The 22,687-nt window shown below is 27.9% G+C and carries 18 protein-coding genes and 1 other annotated feature; of the genes, 5 read left to right on the top strand and 13 right to left on the bottom strand.

Going from position 1 to position 22,687, the window contains the following annotated elements; translation table 11 throughout:
* Window positions 1-41 precede the first annotated feature (41 nt).
* Window positions 42-320 (top strand): hypothetical protein, encoded by a 279-nt coding sequence (locus J2Z25_RS03700; RefSeq protein WP_142690469.1) that lies wholly within the window; start codon window positions 42-44, stop codon window positions 318-320.
* A 31-nt stretch (window positions 321-351) separates the two neighbouring features.
* Here J2Z25_RS03700 and J2Z25_RS03705 read toward each other — a convergent pair whose 3' ends face one another.
* The gene (locus J2Z25_RS03705; RefSeq protein WP_245173053.1) at window positions 352-1,182 is read right to left on the bottom strand and encodes an MBL fold metallo-hydrolase; all 831 of its coding nucleotides are present in this window, start codon (window positions 1,180-1,182) and stop codon (window positions 352-354) included.
* Between the two features lie 332 nt (window positions 1,183-1,514).
* Here J2Z25_RS03705 and dusA point away from each other — a divergent pair, with 332 nt between their 5' ends.
* Both dusA and J2Z25_RS03715 read left to right on the top strand, forming a co-directional pair.
* A complete protein-coding gene (gene dusA / locus J2Z25_RS03710; protein ID WP_245173054.1) occupies window positions 1,515-2,561 on the top strand; it encodes a tRNA dihydrouridine(20/20a) synthase DusA in 1,047 nt (348 codons plus the stop codon).
* A 287-nt stretch (window positions 2,562-2,848) separates the two neighbouring features.
* Window positions 2,849-3,358 (top strand): flavin reductase, encoded by a 510-nt coding sequence (locus J2Z25_RS03715; protein WP_209738439.1) that lies wholly within the window; start codon window positions 2,849-2,851, stop codon window positions 3,356-3,358.
* A 115-nt stretch (window positions 3,359-3,473) separates the two neighbouring features.
* Here J2Z25_RS03715 and J2Z25_RS03720 read toward each other — a convergent pair whose 3' ends face one another.
* Complete coding sequence (locus J2Z25_RS03720; protein WP_008679947.1) at window positions 3,474-4,664, bottom strand: phosphopentomutase; 1,191 nt, start codon at window positions 4,662-4,664, stop codon at window positions 3,474-3,476.
* Window positions 4,665-4,982: 318 nt separating this feature from the next.
* Here J2Z25_RS03720 and J2Z25_RS03725 point away from each other — a divergent pair, with 318 nt between their 5' ends.
* Window positions 4,983-5,717 (top strand): GntR family transcriptional regulator, encoded by a 735-nt coding sequence (locus tag J2Z25_RS03725; protein ID WP_209738441.1) that lies wholly within the window; start codon window positions 4,983-4,985, stop codon window positions 5,715-5,717.
* 249 nt (window positions 5,718-5,966) lie between these two features.
* On the opposite strand, the gene J2Z25_RS03730 is transcribed toward J2Z25_RS03725, so the two are convergent.
* The 10 genes from J2Z25_RS03730 to J2Z25_RS03775 form a co-directional block, all read right to left on the bottom strand.
* Window positions 5,967-6,386, bottom strand: coding sequence for a flavodoxin (locus tag J2Z25_RS03730; protein WP_008679948.1), 420 nt, complete (start codon window positions 6,384-6,386; stop codon window positions 5,967-5,969).
* A 173-nt stretch (window positions 6,387-6,559) separates the two neighbouring features.
* Entirely contained in the window at window positions 6,560-8,035 is a 1,476-nt protein-coding gene (locus tag J2Z25_RS03735) for a glycoside hydrolase family 1 protein (RefSeq protein WP_209738443.1), read from the bottom strand.
* Between the two features lie 15 nt (window positions 8,036-8,050).
* Entirely contained in the window at window positions 8,051-9,457 is a 1,407-nt protein-coding gene (locus J2Z25_RS03740) for a glycoside hydrolase family 1 protein (protein ID WP_209738446.1), read from the bottom strand.
* A 4-nt stretch (window positions 9,458-9,461) separates the two neighbouring features.
* Window positions 9,462-11,312 carry a beta-glucoside-specific PTS transporter subunit IIABC gene (locus tag J2Z25_RS03745; RefSeq protein ID WP_209738448.1) on the bottom strand — a complete coding sequence of 617 codons (1,851 nt, stop codon included), beginning with the start codon at window positions 11,310-11,312 and terminating at the stop codon, window positions 9,462-9,464.
* A 160-nt stretch (window positions 11,313-11,472) separates the two neighbouring features.
* A complete protein-coding gene (locus J2Z25_RS03750) occupies window positions 11,473-12,282 on the bottom strand; it encodes a MurR/RpiR family transcriptional regulator (RefSeq protein WP_008679952.1) in 810 nt (269 codons plus the stop codon).
* 89 nt (window positions 12,283-12,371) lie between these two features.
* A complete protein-coding gene (locus tag J2Z25_RS03755; RefSeq protein ID WP_209738450.1) occupies window positions 12,372-12,791 on the bottom strand; it encodes a PPC domain-containing DNA-binding protein in 420 nt (139 codons plus the stop codon).
* Between the two features lie 418 nt (window positions 12,792-13,209).
* On the bottom strand, window positions 13,210-13,662 hold the full coding sequence (locus J2Z25_RS03760) for a GNAT family N-acetyltransferase (protein WP_209738909.1): 453 nt from the start codon (window positions 13,660-13,662) through the stop codon (window positions 13,210-13,212).
* A 434-nt stretch (window positions 13,663-14,096) separates the two neighbouring features.
* The gene (locus J2Z25_RS03765) at window positions 14,097-14,351 is read right to left on the bottom strand and encodes a small acid-soluble spore protein Tlp (protein ID WP_008679954.1); all 255 of its coding nucleotides are present in this window, start codon (window positions 14,349-14,351) and stop codon (window positions 14,097-14,099) included.
* 171 nt (window positions 14,352-14,522) lie between these two features.
* The gene (gene brnQ / locus J2Z25_RS03770; RefSeq protein WP_209738452.1) at window positions 14,523-15,869 is read right to left on the bottom strand and encodes a branched-chain amino acid transport system II carrier protein; all 1,347 of its coding nucleotides are present in this window, start codon (window positions 15,867-15,869) and stop codon (window positions 14,523-14,525) included.
* A gap of 112 nt (window positions 15,870-15,981) precedes the next feature.
* Window positions 15,982-16,242, bottom strand: a binding site (T-box leader).
* A 56-nt stretch (window positions 16,243-16,298) separates the two neighbouring features.
* Window positions 16,299-16,640, bottom strand: coding sequence for a zinc ribbon domain-containing protein YjdM (locus tag J2Z25_RS03775; RefSeq protein WP_008679957.1), 342 nt, complete (start codon window positions 16,638-16,640; stop codon window positions 16,299-16,301).
* Between the two features lie 454 nt (window positions 16,641-17,094).
* On the opposite strand from J2Z25_RS03775, the gene J2Z25_RS03780 reads away from it, so the two are divergent.
* Window positions 17,095-17,745 (top strand): glycosyltransferase, encoded by a 651-nt coding sequence (locus J2Z25_RS03780; protein WP_209738454.1) that lies wholly within the window; start codon window positions 17,095-17,097, stop codon window positions 17,743-17,745.
* 108 nt (window positions 17,746-17,853) lie between these two features.
* Here the strand turns inward: J2Z25_RS03780 and J2Z25_RS03785 are convergent, their stop codons facing one another.
* A complete protein-coding gene (locus J2Z25_RS03785) occupies window positions 17,854-22,500 on the bottom strand; it encodes a phosphodiester glycosidase family protein (RefSeq protein WP_209738456.1) in 4,647 nt (1,548 codons plus the stop codon).
* Window positions 22,501-22,687: the final 187 nt, after the last annotated feature.

A 22,687-nucleotide genomic window follows, 5' to 3' on the forward strand; every position in this document is an offset into this window, starting at 1 on the left:
AATGTTATAATATTACTATAAATTTGAAAGGAGCTAATGATTTGGCTAATATATTAACACTTGTATTATCATTTATTATAGCTAGTGTAATTTTTAATTACTTATCAAAATATTTAATAAGCAGTGGAAAAATTCCATTTAAAGCTGCAAAAACAACTAAGGGTAAAATAATTTGGACAATCATCTGCTGTGCTATTTACATAGTTGGTTACGTTCTAATAGATTTTTTAACTTTAGGAGTAATAGGTTTTAATATCGCTAGAGGAATATTACTAGCTATATTTGTAACTATGCTATTATTTGATTCTAATAAAAAATAAAATCGTACCACCTTACGGTACGATTTTTTTATTAAAGTTCTATAACTTGTCCTGTGGATAAATACATTATTTTATCCTTAAGATTTTCTTTTAATATATTAAATGCCTTATTCCCAGTACAATGGCAAGTATAAAAAATAGTATTCTTATTATTTAAATTTTTAGCTATATCACTAATAAATTCTAAGCTTTCACTTTTTTTATTTACTGGATTAAATAAATGAAAACCACCAATAACAGTTGATAGATTAAAATCCATTATTTCTTCCGCTTTATCTATTATATTAACTATTCCCTTATGGGCACATCCTGCAATTAATATATATTTATCATTTTCCCTTATCAATAGGCTTTGCTCATGAGTAAAGTCATCTTTATAATATTTCCCATCAATTTTAATAAACAATGAGTCATTTAGATTCGATGTCTCATATTTCTTTGGGACGTTTGAAAAAATACATATATCTTCATCAATTTCAAATATATTTTCAGTGAATATAATTCTTTCATTAAATTGAAGTCTATCATCTAATCCTACATAAAACTTAAGTGCTCCTAAAACTGAAGTATAATACTTATTAAATGCATCTTTATGAATATATATTTTTGCTTTGCTATTGTATTGTAAAAATAACTTTAAAGCTCCTCCATGATCCTTATGTCCATGAGATATAACAAGAATATCCACATCTGATATATCAATTTTAAGTTTTATAGCATTTTCAATAAACAATCCATTAGAGCCCAAATCAAACAATATATTATGCTTATTCGTTTTAATATGTAAAGATAACCCATGCTTACATTTAAACTCTTTCGATAATGAAGTATTTTCAACTAAAGTAGTTATTACCATGACCATCACCAACCATTCCCATATTAATTCCAATTACTATTTTATCACATTTTACTTTTATTACAGTACTATTTTATTAACTCTATATGCTATAATAATAAAAAATAACTTGTGAATATTTGTATTATTTTGCGAAGCAAAATAGTGAAGAGTGAAATAGTTAATAGGGAAAAAGTTAAGGAGAAAATCCTTACAGGATTTTTTTGAATAAAAGATGTTTTGCACTTATAGATTAAATTTTGCGTAGCAAAATATCCTAAGCTTTTCACTCTTTCACTCCTAACTTTTCACTAATAAATTGCTTCGCAATTTAATACAACTACGAAAGGAAACGAATGATGGAAAAATATATTTCAAATATAAAAACTCCTAAGATTAGTATTGCCCCTATGGTAGACAAATCCCATAGGCATTTTAGATATTTTTCAAGACTTTTAACTAAAGATGCTCTACTTTATACAGAAATGGTTACAGCTCAAGCAATTATCAATGGTGATAGAGATAAGATACTTTACTTTAGGGAAGAAGAAGGCCCTGTTGCACTGCAAATTGCAGCTTCTAATCCTGAAGATGCTTATAAAGCTGTTAAATTAGCCAATGATTATAATTATAACGAAGTCAATTTAAATTGTGGTTGTCCGTCTGATAGAGTTTCTGGTAATTTAATGGGAGCAGCTCTAATGTCTTCTAAAGAATTAGTTTATGAAATCCTATGTGCTATGAAAGAAGCAACTACTAAACCTATTACTATAAAGCATAGAATAGGAATAGATGGAACTGGTGTTATAGAAGATGAAAAAAGTAAAATTATAATGATCGGATATGAAGATTTATTAGAGTTTTTAGATGTTGTATCTAAAGCTAAGCCTGATAGATATACAATTCATGCACGTTCTGCTATATTAAAGGGCTTAAGCCCAAAAGATAATAGAGAAATTCCACCACTTGATTATGATATGGTTTATAGATTGAAACAAGAATTTAGTCATTTAAATATAGAAATTAACGGTGGCTTTAAAACATTAGATTCAATTAGGGACGCTCTTACTAAGGTAGATGGAGTAATGATAGGAAGAGCTTCATATGAAGATTGTTATCTTTTGGCTAACTTCCATAAACTTTATGAAAATAATCAAAATACAAAAGCTATTTCAAGAGGAGAAATTATAAAGTCTTATACTCCATATGTTATAGAAGAAATTGAAAAAGGCAATAGTATTCATTCTTTAATTGCCCCACTTCAAAGCCTATTCCAAGGACAAAGGGGAAGTAAAAAGTATAAGCAACTTTTATCTTCTTCTAATGTAAAAAAAGAAAATATTATAGAAATACTTAATACTATCCTTGAAGTAATGCCTCAAGATGTCTTATGGGAAAATAATTAAATTAATTTTTCTTATTAAAAGTCCACATTACATATTTCATATTCAATAGATGGAGAGTAAAATTTATATATTACTCTCTTTTCTATTACTTCTAATATTACTAATCCAACTTTTTCTTCATAACAATAACATTTTGTTAAGCACTAGTATAGGTCACACTATCCTTTCAATAAATAGTATTATATCTCTTAATATTTTAATTTATAGTACATACAATTTCTATGTATATATGTATAATAATGTATATAATATATTTTTTTAATAAGTTTAATACGGGGGAACATATTATGAGTAATTTTAGAGAAATTAAACCTGAAGATTTAAATGAAAGTGCATTTAAATTAATTGGTCATGACTGGATGCTTATTACAGCAGAAAAAGAAAATAAAATTAATACAATGACTGCTTCATGGGGTAACTTTGGTATTATGTGGGGAAAAAATGTAGTTTCTATAGTTGTAAGACCTCAAAGATTTACTAAAGAATTTATAGATGCTTCTTCTACATTTTCACTTACATTCTTTGATAAAAGTTACAAAAAGGATTTAAGCTATTTAGGAACAGTTTCTGGAAGAAATGAAGATAAGCTTTCTAAAACTAATTTAACAGTTACTTATATCGATACTACTCCTGCTTTTGAAGAATCAAAGCTTACAATTATCTGTAAAAAGTTATATGCTCAAGAACTAGATCCTCAATGCTTTATAGACAAAAATATTAATAAACAATTTTATCCTGAAAAAGATTATCATACTTTATATATTGCAGAAGTAGAAAAAATTTTAATAAGAGAATAATTTAATAAAAACAAACTACTACTATAAAATCTTAATAGTAATAGTTTGTTTTTAATAAATGTGTTTAATAATTATAAAACTTTTATATAAAAAAATCTTATTAACTTTATTTAAACTAGTTTAACTTTGATAAAACAGATTCTCCAATAGTACCTTCAGACATTTCAACATCAAAATTATCAGCTATTGTTGCCCCTATTGCTGCAAAACTATCACAAGTTTCTAATACTCCATTTCCTTTCATTGAAGGTGAGTAAGCTAAGAATGGTACATGTTCTCTTGTATGGTCTGATCCAATATATGTTGGGTCATTTCCATGGTCTGCAGTTATAATTAATAAATCATCTTCTTTAAGTTTTTCTAAAACTTTACCTAGACTAACATCAAACTTTTCTAACTCTTCTGCATATCCTTGTGGATTTCTTCTGTGTCCCCATAGTGAATCAAAATCAACTAGGTTTACAAAGCATAATCCTTCAAAATCCTTATCCATTATTTCTAATGTTTGTTCCATTCCATGAACTGAGCTTTTTGATTTATGTGATTCTGTAATTCCTTCACCATCAAATATATCATTTATTTTTCCTACGGAAATAACATCATAATTACTGTCTTTTAACTCATTTAATACTGTTCTTCCATATGGCTTTAATGCGTAGTCATGTCTATTGCTTGTTCTCTTAAACTCGCCTTTTCTTTCTCCAACATATGGTCTTGCAATTATTCTACCAACTTTCCATTCATCTTTTAAGGTAATTTCTCTTGCAATTTCACAACATCTGTATAACTCTTCTAATCCAAATGTTTCTTCATGTCCACATATTTGTAATACTGAATCCGCTGAAGTATATACAATCATATCTCCAGTTTTCATTTGATGTTCACCAAACTCATCTAATATTTCTGTTCCACTAGCACTTTTATTTCCTACTATATTATGACCTGTTCTTTTAATTAACTCATCTAATAACTCCTTAGGAAATCCTGTATCAGTAAAAGTTTGGAATGGCTTAGTAATGTGTAAGCCAGCGATTTCCCAGTGTCCTGTCATAGTATCTTTGCCTGTACTAGCTTCTCTCATTTTCATTTGATATCCTAATGGCTTTTCTTGAGCTTTTAAATGCTTTACTGGACGTAAATTTGCAATTCCCATTTTTTCAAGATTAGGCACTTTAAATGATTCTACTGATTCTGCAATATGACCAAGAGTATCAACATTTACATCTCCATACTCTTTTGCATCCTCCATTTCTCCAACACCTAATGAATCTATTACAATAGTAAAAATTCTTTTATATTTCTTCATGTTATTACTCCTTTCCAATCTTCTTTTTAAGACTATAAAGAATATATTATTTATTATTTGTTATAATTTAATTATTTAATCTTAATTAAATAAATTATAGCATATTTAAATATATAATACATTATTAAACTTGTCTTAAACTTGTCTATTATATATATTTATAATACTACAATACACTTGCATTGGTCAACGTTTTCACCAGTGTATTTTATTGATATTTTATTAGAAAAATTTGATAATTTATTCTATAATTATATTATAATAGATAAAGATAAACTTGTATTTAACTTGTTTATTTTTATAAAGAGAGGTTTTATTATGATTAATACTGATATTATGAAAAAGTCTAAAAAGTTAAGATATGTTGAAGTGTACAATACATTATTTAAAATGATAAAGGAAGAAGATCTTCCAGATAATTATAGACTCCCTTCTGAACCAGATTTAGCTAAGGAACTAGGAGTAAGTAGAACAACTTTACGTCAAGCCTTATCATTATTACAAGATGATGGCTTAATAAAAAACATTCGAGGAAAAGGCAACTTTATAATAAGAAATCAAAAAAATAAAAAGATTGGGCTTGAAAAACTAGGCCATATTATATATAAATCATTAGAAGATAAAATTGATCATGTAGAAATGGATTTTCATATAGAACCTCCATCTGATTACTTTGTAGAAGTCTTAGGTAAAAAGACTGTTGCTGCAGTGAATATTGATAGATGGTATATGAGTAATGGAAATGCAGTTGCATATACATATACAATTATCCCCATAGAAACTATATCCTCTTTTGATATAAATTTAAATGATACTAATAGTCTTCTTAAATTTATTGAAAATGATATTTACAATAAATGTAGTCACAGCTCTCTAGATATTAAGTTTTCATCATCAGGAAAGTTTGCAACTAAAAGGCATTTAATTTCCTCTGAAAAGCAATATTACTTAATTGAAGAATCTATATATAAAAATACTGAATATCCTATAGCCCTTAATAAACACTATTTACCAATATTAAATACATCCATTAAAATTCATACTTCAAAGTAAAAATTATATCAACAATTTTAATGCTTTATAAAAATATAATAATAGTTAATAATTAATTTAAAAGATAAAAATTATTAATATAGAATAATATAATAAAATCTATATATTTATTAGCCATTTATAAAAATAAAGAATCCTAGTTATACTTGGATTCTTTATTTTGGGGTTATTGAAATTAATTTAATTGATGAGAAAAATGTTTATATATTAGTTTTAAATATATACAATTATTTTTAATTATAGCTTATCTTATAATGCAGCTATTTGCCTTCCATACTCTCTGCATCTCTCTTCATCTTCACCTTCTGGAGTATAATTGACTATTAACGACTCTAATGGTAAACTAGCTCCTAAATCTTTTATCTTCTCTTCGAAATTTTCCATCCATTCGCCAGATCCCCATCCATATGAGCCAAATAAAGCTACCTTTTTACCATTTAAATCTCCTTCTATTGACTCTAAGAAAGGTAAAAATTCTCCATCTTCTAATTCTTCGTCTCCCATGCAAGGACAACCTAAAACAACTACTTCTTCATTAGCTATTGAATCAACATCAGTAGTTGAAATATTTATTAATTCTCCTACTGCTCCAGCTTCTTTAACACCTTCTAAAATTAAATTTGCCATTGCTTCTGTATTTCCTGTACCACTCCAATAAATAATTTTCATATATATCCTCCCTCCACATTTGAGAATGATTATCATTACTATTATGTTTTTATAATACACTCATGTTAAAATAAAGTCAATATATTTTTCCAATAATTCATAAATTTATATACTTTAATATAGAAAAAACATCGCAATTAAATTAAACTACGATGTTTTTTCTATATTAAAAATTACTCTTCTATTTCTATATTATTATTCTTTATAATATTTTTGTACCATTCAAAGCTTTTCTTTTTGCTTCTTTTATATGTTCCATTTCCTAAATCATCTGCATCAACATAAATAAATCCATATCTTTTTGTCATTTGTGAAGTTGATGCACTTACAATATCTATACAAGCCCAAGATGTATATCCCATGCATTCTACACCTTCATCTATAGCTATAGCAATTTGCTCAAAATGTTTTTTGAAGTATTCTATTCTATAATCATCATTAATTGAGCCATCTTCTTCAACTGTATCATAAGCACCAATTCCATTTTCAACTATCCATAGTGGTTTTTGATATCTATCATATAAATCTATTAAAGAAACCCTTAATCCCTTTGGATCTACTTGCCATCCCCATTCACTTGTTGGTAGGTATGGGTTTTTAACTCCAGTAACTAAATTTCCACCAACTTTTTCTCTTTGTGCTGCATTTATACTTTGAACCATAGACATATAATAACTAAAGGAAATAAAATCTACTGTATATTGTTGTAGTATAGCTTCATCACCCTCAATCATTTTCAAATTAATATTATTCTTTTTGAAGTAATTTAGAAGATGTCTAGGATATTTACCTAATACTTGTACATCAGTATAAACAAAGTTATTTCTATTATCTCTTTGAGCTAAAATTATATCGTCAGGATTACAAGTTTCAGGATATGTTAAAGTTTTAGTTACCATACATCCTACTTGTGAACCTGGTATCATTTCATGACAATACTTAGTTGCTAGTGCACTTGCTACAAATTGATTGTGCAGCGCTTGATAAATTGCTTCTTCTGCTTCTTTTTTACTTGCATACTTTTCTTCAACTACTCCAACTGTAGTAAATGGGTGACGGAAAACACTATCTATTTCATTAAATGTAAGCCAATATTTTACTAAATCTTTATATCTTTCAAAACATACTTTTGCATATTTTACAAACATATCTACAACTTCTCTAGATACCCATCCATCATAGTTATTAACTAAATAAATTGGCATTTCATAATGTGATAAAGTTACTAAAGGTTCTATATCATTTTTTCTTAGTTCTTTAAAAAGGTCCTCGTAAAACGATAGCCCCTTTTCATTTGGCTTGTCTTCATTTCCATTTGGGAAAATACGAGTCCATGCTATAGATACACGTAAAGTTTTAAATCCCATTTCTTTAAATAAAGCTATATCTTCTTTATAATGATGATAAAAATCTATTCCCCTACGTTTTGGATAGTAAGTATCCTCTGTAGCTTCCATTGCATTTTTTATATCTTCTAGCCCAACATGCCATTGTTTTACATAATCTTTTATATCGATATCAGGCTTGTACATAGCTACATCTGCTACAGACATACCCTTACCATCAACATTCCATGCTCCTTCTGCTTGATTTGCTGCTATAGCTCCTCCCCATAAAAATCCTTCAGGAAAAGATAATATTTTTTTCATATAATACTGCCTCCATTATCTTTCTAAATTTTCTCCATTTGTAGCTATAATTTGCTTATAATAATTATAACTATCCTTCTTTATACGTTTTAAAGTTCCATTTCCGTTATTATCTTTATCTACATAAACAAAACCATATCTCTTTTTCATTTCTCCAGTACCTGCTGAAACAATATCTATTGGGCCCCACCAAGTATATCCTATTATATCTGCTCCATCTTCTATTGCTTCATTCATCATTATTACATGCTTCTTTAAATATTCCATTCTTTCTTCATCATGTATCTTGCCATCTTCTGTTACTTCATCTATAGCACCTAAGCCATTTTCAACTATAAATAAAGGCTTATGATATCTGTCTGTTAACTCATTACATACATATCTTAATCCCAATGGATCTATTGGCCATCCCCACTTTGTTTCACTTAAGTAAGGATTCTTCTTTCCTAATAATCCACCTGTATTACCTAGTATCTTCATCCCTGCTTCATGTAAAGATGATCTATAATAGCTAAATCCTAAGTAATCGCAAGCACCCTTTTTAAGAATTTCTATATCTTCATCTTCCATTTCTATGTTTATATTGTTTTCTTTAGTAATACGCTTAAAATATGAAGGATATTCTCCAAGCATTTGTATATCACTATAAAATAATGATCTTCTTCTTAGTTCATAGGATTCAAACACGTCTTCAGGCTTACAAGAAGCTGGATATATAGGAGATAGAGATAACATACATCCTATTTTGAAGTCTTTATTAATTTCATGTCCCATAATTACAGCTTTCGCACTTGCTACAAGCATATTATGGCTTGCTTGATATATGTCTTGAAGCTTATTTTCATCTTCTTTAACTACTATTGCTGCAGCTATAAGTGGTAATGTATGAGCATGATTAATTTCATTAAAAGTCATCCAATATTTAACTTTATTCTTATATCTATTAAATATCACAGTACAATAATTAACATAAAAATCTATAAGTTTTCTATTTTTCCATCCACCATATTTAGTTATTAAATTAAGAGGTGTTTCAAAATGTGAAATTGTTATAACTGGCTCCATTCCATTCTTTAATAATTCATCAAATAAATTATCATAAAATTCTAATCCCTTTTCATTAGGCTCTTTATCATCTCCATTAGGGAATATACGACTCCAAGCTATAGAAGTCCTAAAGCACTTCATACCTAGCTCGGATAATTCCCTAATATCCTCCTTATAGGTGTGGTAAAAGTCTATAGCTTCATGACTAGGATAATATTTATTTTCATTAATTTCTAATTCTACATTTTTAAATCTATCTGCTCCAACTGGTAGTATGTCTGCAACGCTTAAGCCTTTGCCATCTTCATTATAAGCACCTTCAGCTTGATTAGCTGCAATTGCTCCTCCCCATAAAAAGTTTTTAGGAAATGTCATTTTATTATGCCCCCTCACCTACTAGTTCTAAAACTTTATCTTCATTTTCTACATTACGATAATTTTCTTTTTTTAATGTTTTATTATTTGATTCTGTAATTAAAAGCATAGTTGTAGTATCATAACCTTTTTCTTTAATCTTATTTAAATCAAATTCTATTAATTTTTGTCCTCTTGTTACTCTTTCTCCTTGCTTAACTAAAAGCTTAAAACACTCTCCATTTAACTCTACTGTATTAATACCAACATGGATTAAAATTTCATCATTATTATCACTTTTTAACCCTATCGCATGTCCTGTTGGAAATGCCACTTCTATTGTTCCATCAACTGGTGATGTCACTTCTCCTTTTTCTGGTATAAAGGCTATTCCATCTCCCATTGTTTTATTTGCAAAAACAGGATCTTTTACATCTTCTAATGGAATCATTTCCCCCTTAACACAAGCTGCTATTTCTGATGGTTTTAATGTACTCTTTTTAGACTTTGCTCCGCTTTCCTCAAATCCTAAAATATATGTTAAAATTGCTGATAATCCAAATGCCATTGCTATACCAATTAAATAAATTACAAATGTATCTCCAAAGAATGCTGGTAAAGTTGTTAATGCTGGGAATACATATACTATAGCTTTAGTTTGGAACATTCCCATAAATGCTCCTGCTATACCACCTGCTATTGTTTGAGCAATTAAAGGTTTCTTATATTTTACTGATAAACCATATACTATTGGCTCTGTTATACCACCTAATAAAGCTGGAATCATAGTTGATGCTGCAAAAGCTTTTGTTTCTTTTTTCTTAGAACGAAGTAATACACCTAAAGCTACACCAGCGCTTGCAAAAGTAGCAGCTGCAATCATTGGTCTTATTACATCATAACCTTGATTTGCAATATTATTTATCATTATAGGCACAACTCCCCAGTGAATACCCATCATTACAAGGAATGTCCAACCTGCTCCAACTACTAAACCTGCTATTAATCCACTCTTGTCACTTAAGAAATTAATTAAATCTCCCATTCCATTACCTAAAGTAACTCCAATTGGTCCTATAACCATAACTGCTAACGGTACCATAACTAATAAAGCAACTGCTGATAAAGTAAATATTTCTATACTCTTAGGAATAAATTTCTTTAAGAACTTTTCAACGTATGAATATACCCAAATAGTTAATATTGCTGGAATAACTGTACCTGAATATCCCATAAGCACAACAGGAATCCCAAAGAAATCAACTACATCTCCTGTCGCCTTCATAAGTCCAGCAAAATTAGGCTCCATTAATGCTCCTACAATAGCAACTGCAATAAATTGATTTACTTTAAATGTTTTTGCAGTACTAAATGCTAAAAATAATGGTAAGAAATAGAACACACTATTTCCAGCAGCACTTAAAATTTTATAAGTACTTCCTGTATTATCCATGAACCCATAAGTTGTTAAAATAACAAGTAATGCTTTTATCATACCTGCACCTGCAAGTGCTATTATGATTGGATTAAATATAGAAGACATCGTATTAAACATACGAGTTAATATATTTCCTGAAGGCTTTTCTTCTACATCGTTAGTATTCATTGCTTCACTCTTAATTTCCGGGAATAATTTCAAAACCGTATCAAAAACATCTGTAACATGATTTCCTATAACTACTTGAAATTGTCCATTTCCTTCTACTACAGATAAAACACCTTGTATATCTTTGATTGCTTCTCTATCAGCTTTTGATGAATCTTTTAACTTAAATCTTAATCTTGTTACACAATGGAATAAACTATTTATATTTTCTACTCCACCAACTTTTTTAACTACTTCTTTTGCTAGTGAATCATAGTTTTTCTTTGCCATTATAATCCCTCCTATATAGTTTGTTCTTTGATGACACCGGTTACACCTTATATTGAAATTATAGCATTGAAAAGTTTTACATTATAAAATTTCGATTTTTGGAAACTTTAGAAAAATAAAAAAAAGCATGGTATAATTAATAAATTACCCATGCTAAAGTTTATATATTAATTCTTTCCTTTAACTTTTTGTATTTAAAGGTTATAAAATCTGTAATAACTTGATACAATATAGCATGTGTTTGAACTTCAGAACTATGCTGAAAGTCTATACACAAATCTACATAAGGATGATTCTCCATATTCCTATTTGCAGTTATCACTACTATTTTAGCTTTTGTCTGCTTAAATACATTTTTATTTATATTTCCTTGCATCATTTGATACTTCTTTATATAATTACCAGAATTAGTGAATATAATAATTAATGTATCTTCTTTAGCATTTTTAATAAATTCATCTTGTTTAATATCATGCATATGAGAAATAATATATTTACCATTATATGCAAGCTTTGTTTGAAAATCCATAGCTGCTGATTCTGAATATAAAAGTCCAAAAGCTGCTACTTTATCATATTTAATTAAATCTTTTGCTAGTTCTTCGATTTTATTCATATCTATATTTGATTTAATAAGTTCCAAATCATTAATAATTGTATCTACATATTCTTCCTTTGTATGATTTTCCATAAATCCAATTATATTATCATTATAGTTTAAATAATTAGAAGACTTGTTACTTCTATAGGACGCTGCTGCCTTCAGTTCAAGGAAATCATCAAATCCTATATGTCTTGTAAATTTTGAAATTGTAGATTTTGATACAAAACATAAATCTGCTACTTCTGATATAGTCATATTTTGTATAGAATCATAATTACAAAGTAATATATTAGCTATATGATAATAAGTGGAACTTTCTTTCCCATCATTTAAAATAATTAATAATCTATTTAATAATGTCCCCATCAAGAATTCTCCCTTTAGTTTAGTTACTAATTCATTTATCATTTGATTTTTAATTTGTCTAGTCTAATATTTTAAATAATCTATTATAGTTAAAATTCTATAAGATTTAATCCTATATTTTCATCAAATTTTCTTCCTATAGATCCATTGATTCTATATATTATGATTTCTGCCGTTGCACTAATTATTGCTTTATTTAAATGTCCACCTATACATCTTCCTTCTAAATTAGCAAATGTTCCATGTATATGTAAATATACCTCATCATTCATTTCTGATATATTTCCTGTAATATTTGTGATTTCGAAATCATCTTCATGAATAGTTGAATAATACTTCTTTTCATTTGGCTTAAATAAACCTACAACTACATGATTAGTAGCTCCTAACCCTGATATTGAACCTGCTATTATTTTTTGCTCTTCACAAACTTTTTTAATAGATTCAATAACTTCCTCACCTTTTTCTAATCTTAAAACAATTTTATCACCAAATACTCTATAATTCATTTTTCATTCTCCATTTCTTAAATATGCTTTTTCTAAATCTGCACTAACTTTACTCTTATTTTGATTTTACCATAGAAATAAGAATCAGGAATATCAATTGTTATATTCTTGATTCTTAAAATAAGAGTATTTTATCGTTGTAATACTGAAAATTTAACATTATCTATATATACACTATTTATTAAATCATCCTCTGCTAGTTTTAAAAAATTATCTACATCACTATATAATAAAATAAATTTAAAGGGTATGCAATCCACCTATAAATCCCACTAGTAGTGATTACTATAATTAATATTATATATTTATCTCTCTTTATTTTACTGTTAAGAAATCTATTAAATAATCTATTATTTTTATATATTTCTTAACAGCAAAAAAGTTCCCTAGAGAAACTCTAAGGAACTTTATCTATATATTAAAAGCATTTCGCCATTTTTATTATTCTTTCACCTAAAAGTACTTTATCAAATACTTTATCGTAATCTAATTTTTCGTAGAATTTACTTACTTTTTCATCTTTTGCAAGTAATGATATACCTTCATACTTTTCTTTTTTAGCAACTTGCTCTGCATATTTCATTAGTTTTTTACCTATTCCAAGGCCTCTTGCTTTTTCGTCAGTAGCAATATTAGCTATATATAAATTTCCTCTTCTACATTCTCTAAATAACATATATTTAACTCTTGTAATTAAGTAATAAAACTTTTCACTAAAGCCATCCATTTTTTTAATTTGCTTAAAGTCAGTTTTTATACTTAATCTATCTAGTTCATCATAGGGTATTAATATCATTGCACCTAATACTTTGCTATCTTTTACTGCTACTGTTATATATTCAGTGCTATATCTGGATCCTTTTGTTTTTATTAATGTTTTTAAATTATCTAAACTCTCCTGCTTAGATTCTCCCCCTCAAACATAATCAGGATGAACTTCTGTACAATAAATCAGATTAGCTATTGCATCAACATCTTGATTTGTTCCTTTTCTAATTATAATTTTATTCTTTTCCATATTTTTATTCCTCCCACACAGATTTTAAATTACTGTATAGTCTTATTATATATAAACACAGCTTATTTATCATTGATATTTGTACTGCATTAATTGTACTAATATGCTTAAAGTACTTTTACTCTAAATCAATAAAACATATAAAAATACAACAAAAGCCATACTAAAAAATTAAATATAAATTTTATCTTAAGTATTAACATTAAATAAAATTTATATTTCATTTTTGTATGGCTTTTTAATTTTTTATAGTTATGATGATTTAAATTCTTATAAATATAAGCTGGTTATTTATAAGAATTTTCATTTGATAACAATTCTGATTTAATTTCATTTGCTATTTTTTCATCTCTAATTTCCTTACGAAGTCCTTTTAGAGCTCTTTCTCTATTTTCATTTCTTTCTTCTAAAGTCTCAACTGTTTTAGTATCATCTGTTTTGTCAATCATTTCATTAGCTAAATCAATATTTTTTAAAACATTATCGATATTTTCTTGTATTCTTTCTACATTATTACTTCTATCATCAGGCTTATTTTTCATTGTAATACCTCCTATAAATTAAACTACATTAATATGATGTTCAATATATATTAGTTTATACTTTATTAAATATGAGGTTGTTATTCCAAAAAAGGAACTTATAAAGCTCCTTTTCTATTTTTTATATTTTATTTTTCAAATTAAATATCATATCACTTTTTATACATTATACTAATCACTTATTTTTTCTGAAAAAATCTTATTTTCTTTTAAAAATTCTTTAGCAAATTTAATACATAGCCCTATAACAATTCCTGTTATAGCTGGAATTATCCATGCCAATCCTTCATTATAAAGAGGTAAAAAAGTAATAGATTTTGTAATAAACCCTATTTTAATTCCAACTTGTCCCAACACATCAATTATACTAACAATACCTGTAAATAAAATTGTTAAACTATAAATTAAATGATCTTCTTTAAATATAAAATCTAACATTGAAAGTACTATAAGCATTATAGCTATTGGATAAATTGCATTTAATACAGGTACTGATATACTAAGAATTTTTGTTAATCCCATATTAGCAAGTAGCATACTCGATACAGTTAATATTCTAACCCAATTTTTATATGATATTTTCTTAGTTAGAGTAGAAAAATATTGGCTACATGAAGTAATAAGTCCAACACTTGTTGTTAAACAAGCTAAAGTAAATATTAAAGCTAATAATACTGCACCTGGTTTTCCAAATATATGATTAGTTACATTTGTTAATGTTTGAGCTCCATTTTCAGTTAATCCAAATTTTCCCCCACTTGCTGCACCTAAATGTGCAAGTAAAGCATAAATAACTGATAATAAACCACCTGCAATTAATCCTGCTCTTATAGATAAAGAAACTATAGTTTTTTCATCATTAATACCTTTAGATTTTATTGCTAAAGCAATCACTATTCCAAAATTTAAAGCTGCTATTGTATCCATAGTTAAATAACCATCTAAAAATCCTTTAAAAAATGGTGATATTTCATAACCATTTGTTGCAGCTCCATATTCACCCAATGGCTTTATAAATGATCCCACTACCATAACTATAATTAAAAGTAATAAAGTTGGAGTTAATACCTTCCCCATACGATCTACTAATTTATTTGGTGATAGTGAAAGCCAATATGCAACTGTAAAAAATAAAAATGTATATATAAATAAAGATATCTTAATTGACATACTTTCTGGTAAATATGGCGCTACTGCCATTTCAAAAGGTAAACTACCTGCCCTTGGAATTCCAAGTCCTGGTCCAATTGATAAATATATTAACACAGTAAATATGCTTGCAAATACTGGATTTACTCTCTTTGCTAAATTAGTCAATCCTCCAGATTTTGCTACTGCTATCACTCCTAGTACTGGAAATCCCACTGCTGTTATAAAAAATGCACTCATAGCTATCCAAGTTTTTTCCCCAGCTGCCTGAGCCATAAATGGAGGAAAGATTAAATTTCCTGCCCCAAAAAATAAAGAAAAAAGCATAAGTCCTATAAATAATAAATCTCTTTTTGATAAATTTTTCATATTAATGTTCCCCCTAATTAACTGTCTCTATACTTTTAATTTAATAATCTCACCTTCGATATCCATAAAAATCCCCCTCTTTTTAGGAAATAAAAAAACCGTCCCTTGAAAAACAAGGGACGGAAATATCCGCGTTACCACCCTAATTCTATAAAATTAGTTTATAAATATAATAAACCTTTTATAGCACTTAGCTACGTATCTAACAATACGCCTATCTTTTAACGGTGAAAGACTCCGGCAATACCTACTAACCGTTCAGCACTGCTTCTCAGAGATGATTTTCAGCTAATTTTTGAACATTGGCTTTCAGCATATGCCAACTCTCTGTTGAACAAAATAATAACTTACTTTTTCTCTTCATAGAATTTTTATTTCCATATATTTGTTAATATAATATATCTAATTTTATTTTCTGTCAATACTTTATTAAATCTTTTTAACAAATTCTGACTTTAACTTCATAGCACCAAATCCGTCAATTTTACAGTCAATGTTATGGTCTCCATCAACTAAACGTATATTTTTTACTTTTGTACCTTGTTTTAATGCTGATGAGCTTCCTTTTACTTTTAAATCCTTTATTATAGTAACAGAGTCTCCATCATTCAAAATATTTCCATTTGCATCTTTTACAACTTTTTCATCTTCATGCTCATTATTTGCTGAGTCTAAAGTCCATTCATGTGCACATTCTGGACATATTAAAAGACTTCCATCTTCATAAGTATATTCTGAATTACATTTTGGGCAATTTGGTAAACTTAGCATTAATTCATTTCCTCCATTAGTTAAATATTTAAAGTTATACAATATATTAATTAAAATATTGTTCTTTACCAAAAAATATATAAGGAAATTCTTATATATTTTTATACTATCATACCAACACCATATTTACAATTATTATACTAATTTATTCTTATAAAATTAATTTTTATATACATATTTATTACTATTTTTCTTTATAACATAACTATATAAATATTAAGAATTATCAAATTCATACCATAATTATTAGATATAAACCCTATTTCTTTACAAATGCTAAAATATGACTATCTATATCAGTTCAAGTTGTATGAAACCCTAGCTTTAAAATAACTGAATAATTATATTTAGCTTAAATGTCCTTTCCAATAAGCCCCAAATTACTATGAGTATATATCAGTATATATTTGAAAAAACTAACATTGAATTCTATAAACAAAAGGAGAATATACAAATGATGAAAGTTTTAAAAAAATCATTATTACTACTATTTCTATTAAATTTATTTTTCATTCCTTTAAAAGCTAAAGCCATAGAAACCACATGTTTCAATGAAGATTCTCTAAACAAATCAAAATGTGATTTAAAAATGAATGAAAGAAAACTCTGGATTGATCATGTTCTATGGACTAGAAATTATATTATAGCTGATATAGATTCTCTTGAAGATAGGGAAGCAGTTTTAGAAAGACTTCTTAAAAATCAAGATGATATTGGAAACTCTATAAAGCCATATTATGGTGAAGAAGCAGGAAATAAACTCTCTTCTTTATTAAGAGAACATATAAAACTTGCTGGGCAAGTTCTTGATGCATCTAAAAGTGGGAACAAGAATGATTTTGAAAAATATAATAAATTATGGTATCAAAATGTAAACGAAATAGCCGACTTCTTAAGTTCTGCTAATCCTAAATATTCAAACAAGATTTTAAAGAATATGCTACATAAACATTTAGACTTAATTCTAGAAGCAGTCAATGCTAGATTAAATAAAGATTGGAAAGCAGATATTGATGCATATGATAGAGGAGAAGATCATATGATTAACTTTGCTGATGTTCTTACTGATGGTATAATTAAACAATTTCCAGAAAAGTTCAAATAATATCTGATATAATAATTATTTTAAAATCATTTCAAAGTAATTTAAATAAATTTGTTTTCCCTAAAAGAGTACCTCTAACCTTATATTAAAAGATTAGAGGTATAATTTTTAGATTAAATTCTTTTTATACTTTTTATTTAGTGTGACTCCAATTAATATTAGTGCCAATGAAATAATAATTATTAACTTAGAGCTATATAAATCTCCAGTTTGAACAAGCTCTCCTTTCGAGTTTTCTCCTAGCGAATTATTTTCATTTATAGATCCATTATTATTTTCATTGTTACCTACCTGCTCGCCACTACCAACATTATTTTCATTATTACCATTATTATTTTCATTATTGCCATTATTGTTTTCATTATTACTTCCACCATTTTCTGAACTATTTTCACCACTCTCATCTGATTCTTTAATAATGAAATTAATGGTTTTAGTAGATTTGTTTCCTGATTTATCAGTAGCTTCTACAGCAAACTCATATTTTCCTGCCTTTGCTATTTCCTCTCCATTATAAGGGCTTCCGTTTAATGTTGTTATTATTTCTGCTTCTTCATCAACGGATGCTTCAATTTTAATTTTAGAGTCTATATAAACTCCATTATCTTCTACTCCATTTATGGTTATTTCTGGAGCCTTTTTATCCAAGTTAAAATCATCTACTATAGTTCCATCAGGCTTTTTAGAAATAACTCTAATATCACCCTTATTAAACTCTAAAGTAGTATATATGGCTGTATTTTCATCATTATACACTTCAAAACTTCCATCATTAACAGCTTGATAATGTTTTGGTCCAGTAGTTCCACCAACTATATATATTGTTCCGCTCTTATCCTCTATTCCATTTTTTAATCTCTTTGTTCTGCCATAAGCATGGTCATGTCCTGAAAATACTAAATCTATCCCTAATTCTTCAGCTACAGGTGGTAACATTTCTTTTATTAATTCATTTCCTCCGTCCGGATTAGTATAATATGGAGGTTGATGAGTTAATAATATTTTTAACTTCTTATCTGAATTGTTTATATCTTCTTTTAACCATTCTAATTCCTTTTTAAGTAATTCTTTATTAGATGTAAAGCTAATTACACTAAAATGAATATCGTTATAATCTACTGAATAAACTCCTCCAATATTTTCTTTAATTCCATTAGTAGGAGTATTAAATATTTTTTTTGCTTTGTCCGCACTCGGATCTCCCATATATTCATGATTTCCTAAAACATTTATCATGTCAATTGAGTTAGCTCTATTATACTTTCCCAAAAGTGAAGTTATAAAATTCCACTGATTAAACAATGATGAATCATCTATAAAATCTCCAAGGTGTATTATAGCATCAGAATCACTATGCTCATTTTCAATTATATTCAATATTTTATCTAATTCTGATAAACCCTGTTCTGATGGAGACTGTGTATCACCCAAAATAATAAATTTCATATTTTCTTTATCCTCTAGTGTTGTAAACTCCATAAATTCGGACCAATTTTCACCATCACCAACCCTACACATATAGGTTGTTCCTGGCTCTAATCCTGTTATCTTTATCTGGTTTGATCTTACTACTCCATTCAAATTTATATCACTATTACCACTAAAAGTAAGATTTGTATATTCTCCTTCCACTTCCTTTGTATTTATTTTATTTCGTAATAATCCTTTTGAATTATATTTAGATTTCATTATATATTGAACTACTACTTTATCTTTAGATGTTAATGGATTAGACATCCAAGATATTGATTTTTGTGTCTTAGCATCTTCCGTAGTTCCAAATAGTATGTTTGAAGGAATCTTATCTTTTAATGGTGCATAAGATTGAATCTTAATTTTTATTGAGGATAATCCTTCCTTTTCAGCATATATAAAAAACTTTTGTACTTTATTAGTCAATTTATCGCTAGAAAGTATACCTTTTGAATTAGTCTTGCCTAAATCAAGTTTATTTCCATCTTCATTTTCCATAATTATATTTACATCTTTAACCGCATTACCAAGAACATCAGTAACCTTAATTACACCTGGCTTACCTACTAATATTTCTTCTATAGATATGTTATATGCACTAACTACTGGCACTTTTCCTATTCTAGAAGATGAAGTTGCTATAAAGTTATCTTCTTTTTCAAGAGTATACTCCATCAATGAATTAATAATCTCAAAATTAACATCTGAGTCAAGTTTAGCTGTATTAGGTATTTTAACTTTTATATTAGCTAATATATTTTCTCCATTTGTTAAGCCTTCATTTTCGCAATATATATCTAGCTCTCCTGAATCGCTATTGTAGTTCCATATACCATTTTTAGATAAATTAGAAAAATCTACACTTTCTACTAAAAATCCATTATCTATATTTATTTTTGTCTTTAAATTTTTTATCTCATTCCCTGAAATAGACTTTAAAGCTAAATCTAAATATCCTCCTAATACTGCTTCATTATTAATAGAATCAATAGTAATCTTTGATGAATTAGTATCTATATTAAAATACTCAGTTTTAGTAGTTTCATTTCCAAAATTATCTTGAGCAACTACTTCTACTCTATGAGTTCCATCAGCCCACTTATATCCTGACAAAGAAACAGTTCCATCTTTATCATAAGAAAAATGGCCTTCTTTTCCCGTATAATCAATTCCATCGACTAATATTCTTACTCTGTCCCAATTAATTCCTGTTTTATATTGATCATCTTCATAATCATATAACCTAGCCGTAATATTCACGTCATTTCTATTATAATCATTATCAGCTATATTAATAGATTCAATTACAGGTGCATATAAATCGTCTACTTTATTTCCATATACAGCTCTAATATTATCTACATAAATGCTTCCTTTAGTCATAGGACCATCTCCTGGAAGCCCTGACTTTAATGACATTAGTCTTATTGCTTGAGTTGGATGTATAGAAAACGGTCCTATAAAAGTATCAGGTATTTCCGCCTCTATATACTTCCACCCCTCCCAATCAATTCCCGGATTTTGATTTGATAAATCAATGGTTTTACTTTTTCCATCTCCGGCTATTAAATTCATTCTAAGCCAGTATCCCTTTGCCTCTTTGGTAGCATAAATCCACATACCAATTGATTTTGGACTTCCTTGAATTGCTATATTTTCTCCTGGACCAGCATATACACCAAGAGTAGTCCCTACTTGTGCATTTGTGAAATCATAATTTATCTTTAAAGAATGAACATCAAATCTTGTATGTTCCTCCGGATATTTTGTAAGTTCTAAAGAACCACTTTCACCTCTATTAGCTGTAGAAAATCCCCATTTTTCTAATCCATTTTCAAAGTCTTCTAATATTATTGGTAATTGACCTACTGTTACATTTATACTTGAAGATATATTTGTCCCTTTTAAAGTAGCTTTAATTTCTCCAGAAGAATTTTTATCAAATGAGTATAAAATTCCATCCTTATCTACTGTTCCCATGCCTTCTGGTACTTCCCAAATTATATCTTCTTCATTACATTTAACATTTCTTTTATTAAATAAAGTATTTAACCCTAAATCTTTACTTTGATTTTTATCTAAGCTTACCTCTTTATTATAGAAATAAATCTCATCTGGTTTTGCTATTTCAAAATTAGCCTCTCCTACAACATTTTCTTTATATCTTAATAATACTTTCGCTTGTCCTTCTTTACCTGTAGACGAAAATAGTCCAGTGCTACTGTCTATTTCACCAAAAGAATTATCAGAAATACTCCACTCTAAACTTTCTTTCGGTAAACTAGCAGAAGCTCCAGATACATCCATTCCTTTTGCGATAAACTGTATATCCGAATATGGTGTAAAGCTTCTTTCATTTGGTTCAATATATGCTGAATTAAATTCATGGGTAATAGGCTCCTTAGATATTATCATCCATGAATTAGCAACACTTCTTTCTGAGTTATCTGATGGTCTATTTTTAACCTCTAAATTATCTGTTCCAGGTATTCTAGATAAATGTGTAGTTGATCCACCTCCATCTAAATTAAGTGCCTGAATAGCACCCATAGAAATCATTAACTGCGCCAAATCATCCATTGATAATCCTGCTGAATATGGCTCCTGCCTTCCATCTACAGTTATAAAGAATACGTTTCCATTACTTTTTATACCAACTGCAGTTCTAGGTTCTTTATCGGCTCCAGTTTGAGGAGTTTCAAAAACTTGTCCTTCTTTAACTAATATAGCATTTCCGCCTAAAGCTTCCTCCACATTATCTTTTACTTCATTGAATTTATTATAATCTCCAATTACTGCTGAACCATCTTTTAATATTCCAAAAAACTTCCTTGATTCTGGATGATTTTTAATTATTACTCCATCTTTTACTAAAACACCATTTGGCTCTCCTGTTGCCATATTATAAAAATCAGCATTTACACCAGCAACTACATTCTCTCCTTTTGCTAAAAGTGCTTCTGCTTGCTTTCTTACTGATTGTAATCCATATGCACTTTCATCATTAGGAGTCGAAGCTTCTATACTTACATTTTTATTTTTAGTATCTATTTCTATTACGAAGCTTTCCATTCTCTTACCTGTACTATCTTCAAATGTATAACCTTTTTCAATAACACCTGGTGCTAAATTAAAATTATAGTTATTTATTGCTTTAGATATAATTGGTGATGAAATACCAAAGTCCCCCAAAGCCTTTACATTAAGTGGTGGAATAAAGTTAATTAAAATAGAAATAGCAATTAATAAACTAGCAATTCTCATTTTTACTTTTTTACTCATAAAACATCCCCCTATTAAAATATTTTATAAATATATTTTAACCCCTGAAATTAATATATCAGAGTTTAATTGCAGTATTTCACGTTATTACAAACCTTTATAGATTTTATTTCATCATTATAAATTTAAAACGAAATATCATTACATAAAGTCTATCACACCTAATCTTTAATGTAAATATTTTACA

It is taken from the genome of Clostridium tertium, assembly GCF_017873245.1.
Lineage (GTDB): Bacteria > Bacillota > Clostridia > Clostridiales > Clostridiaceae > Clostridium > Clostridium tertium.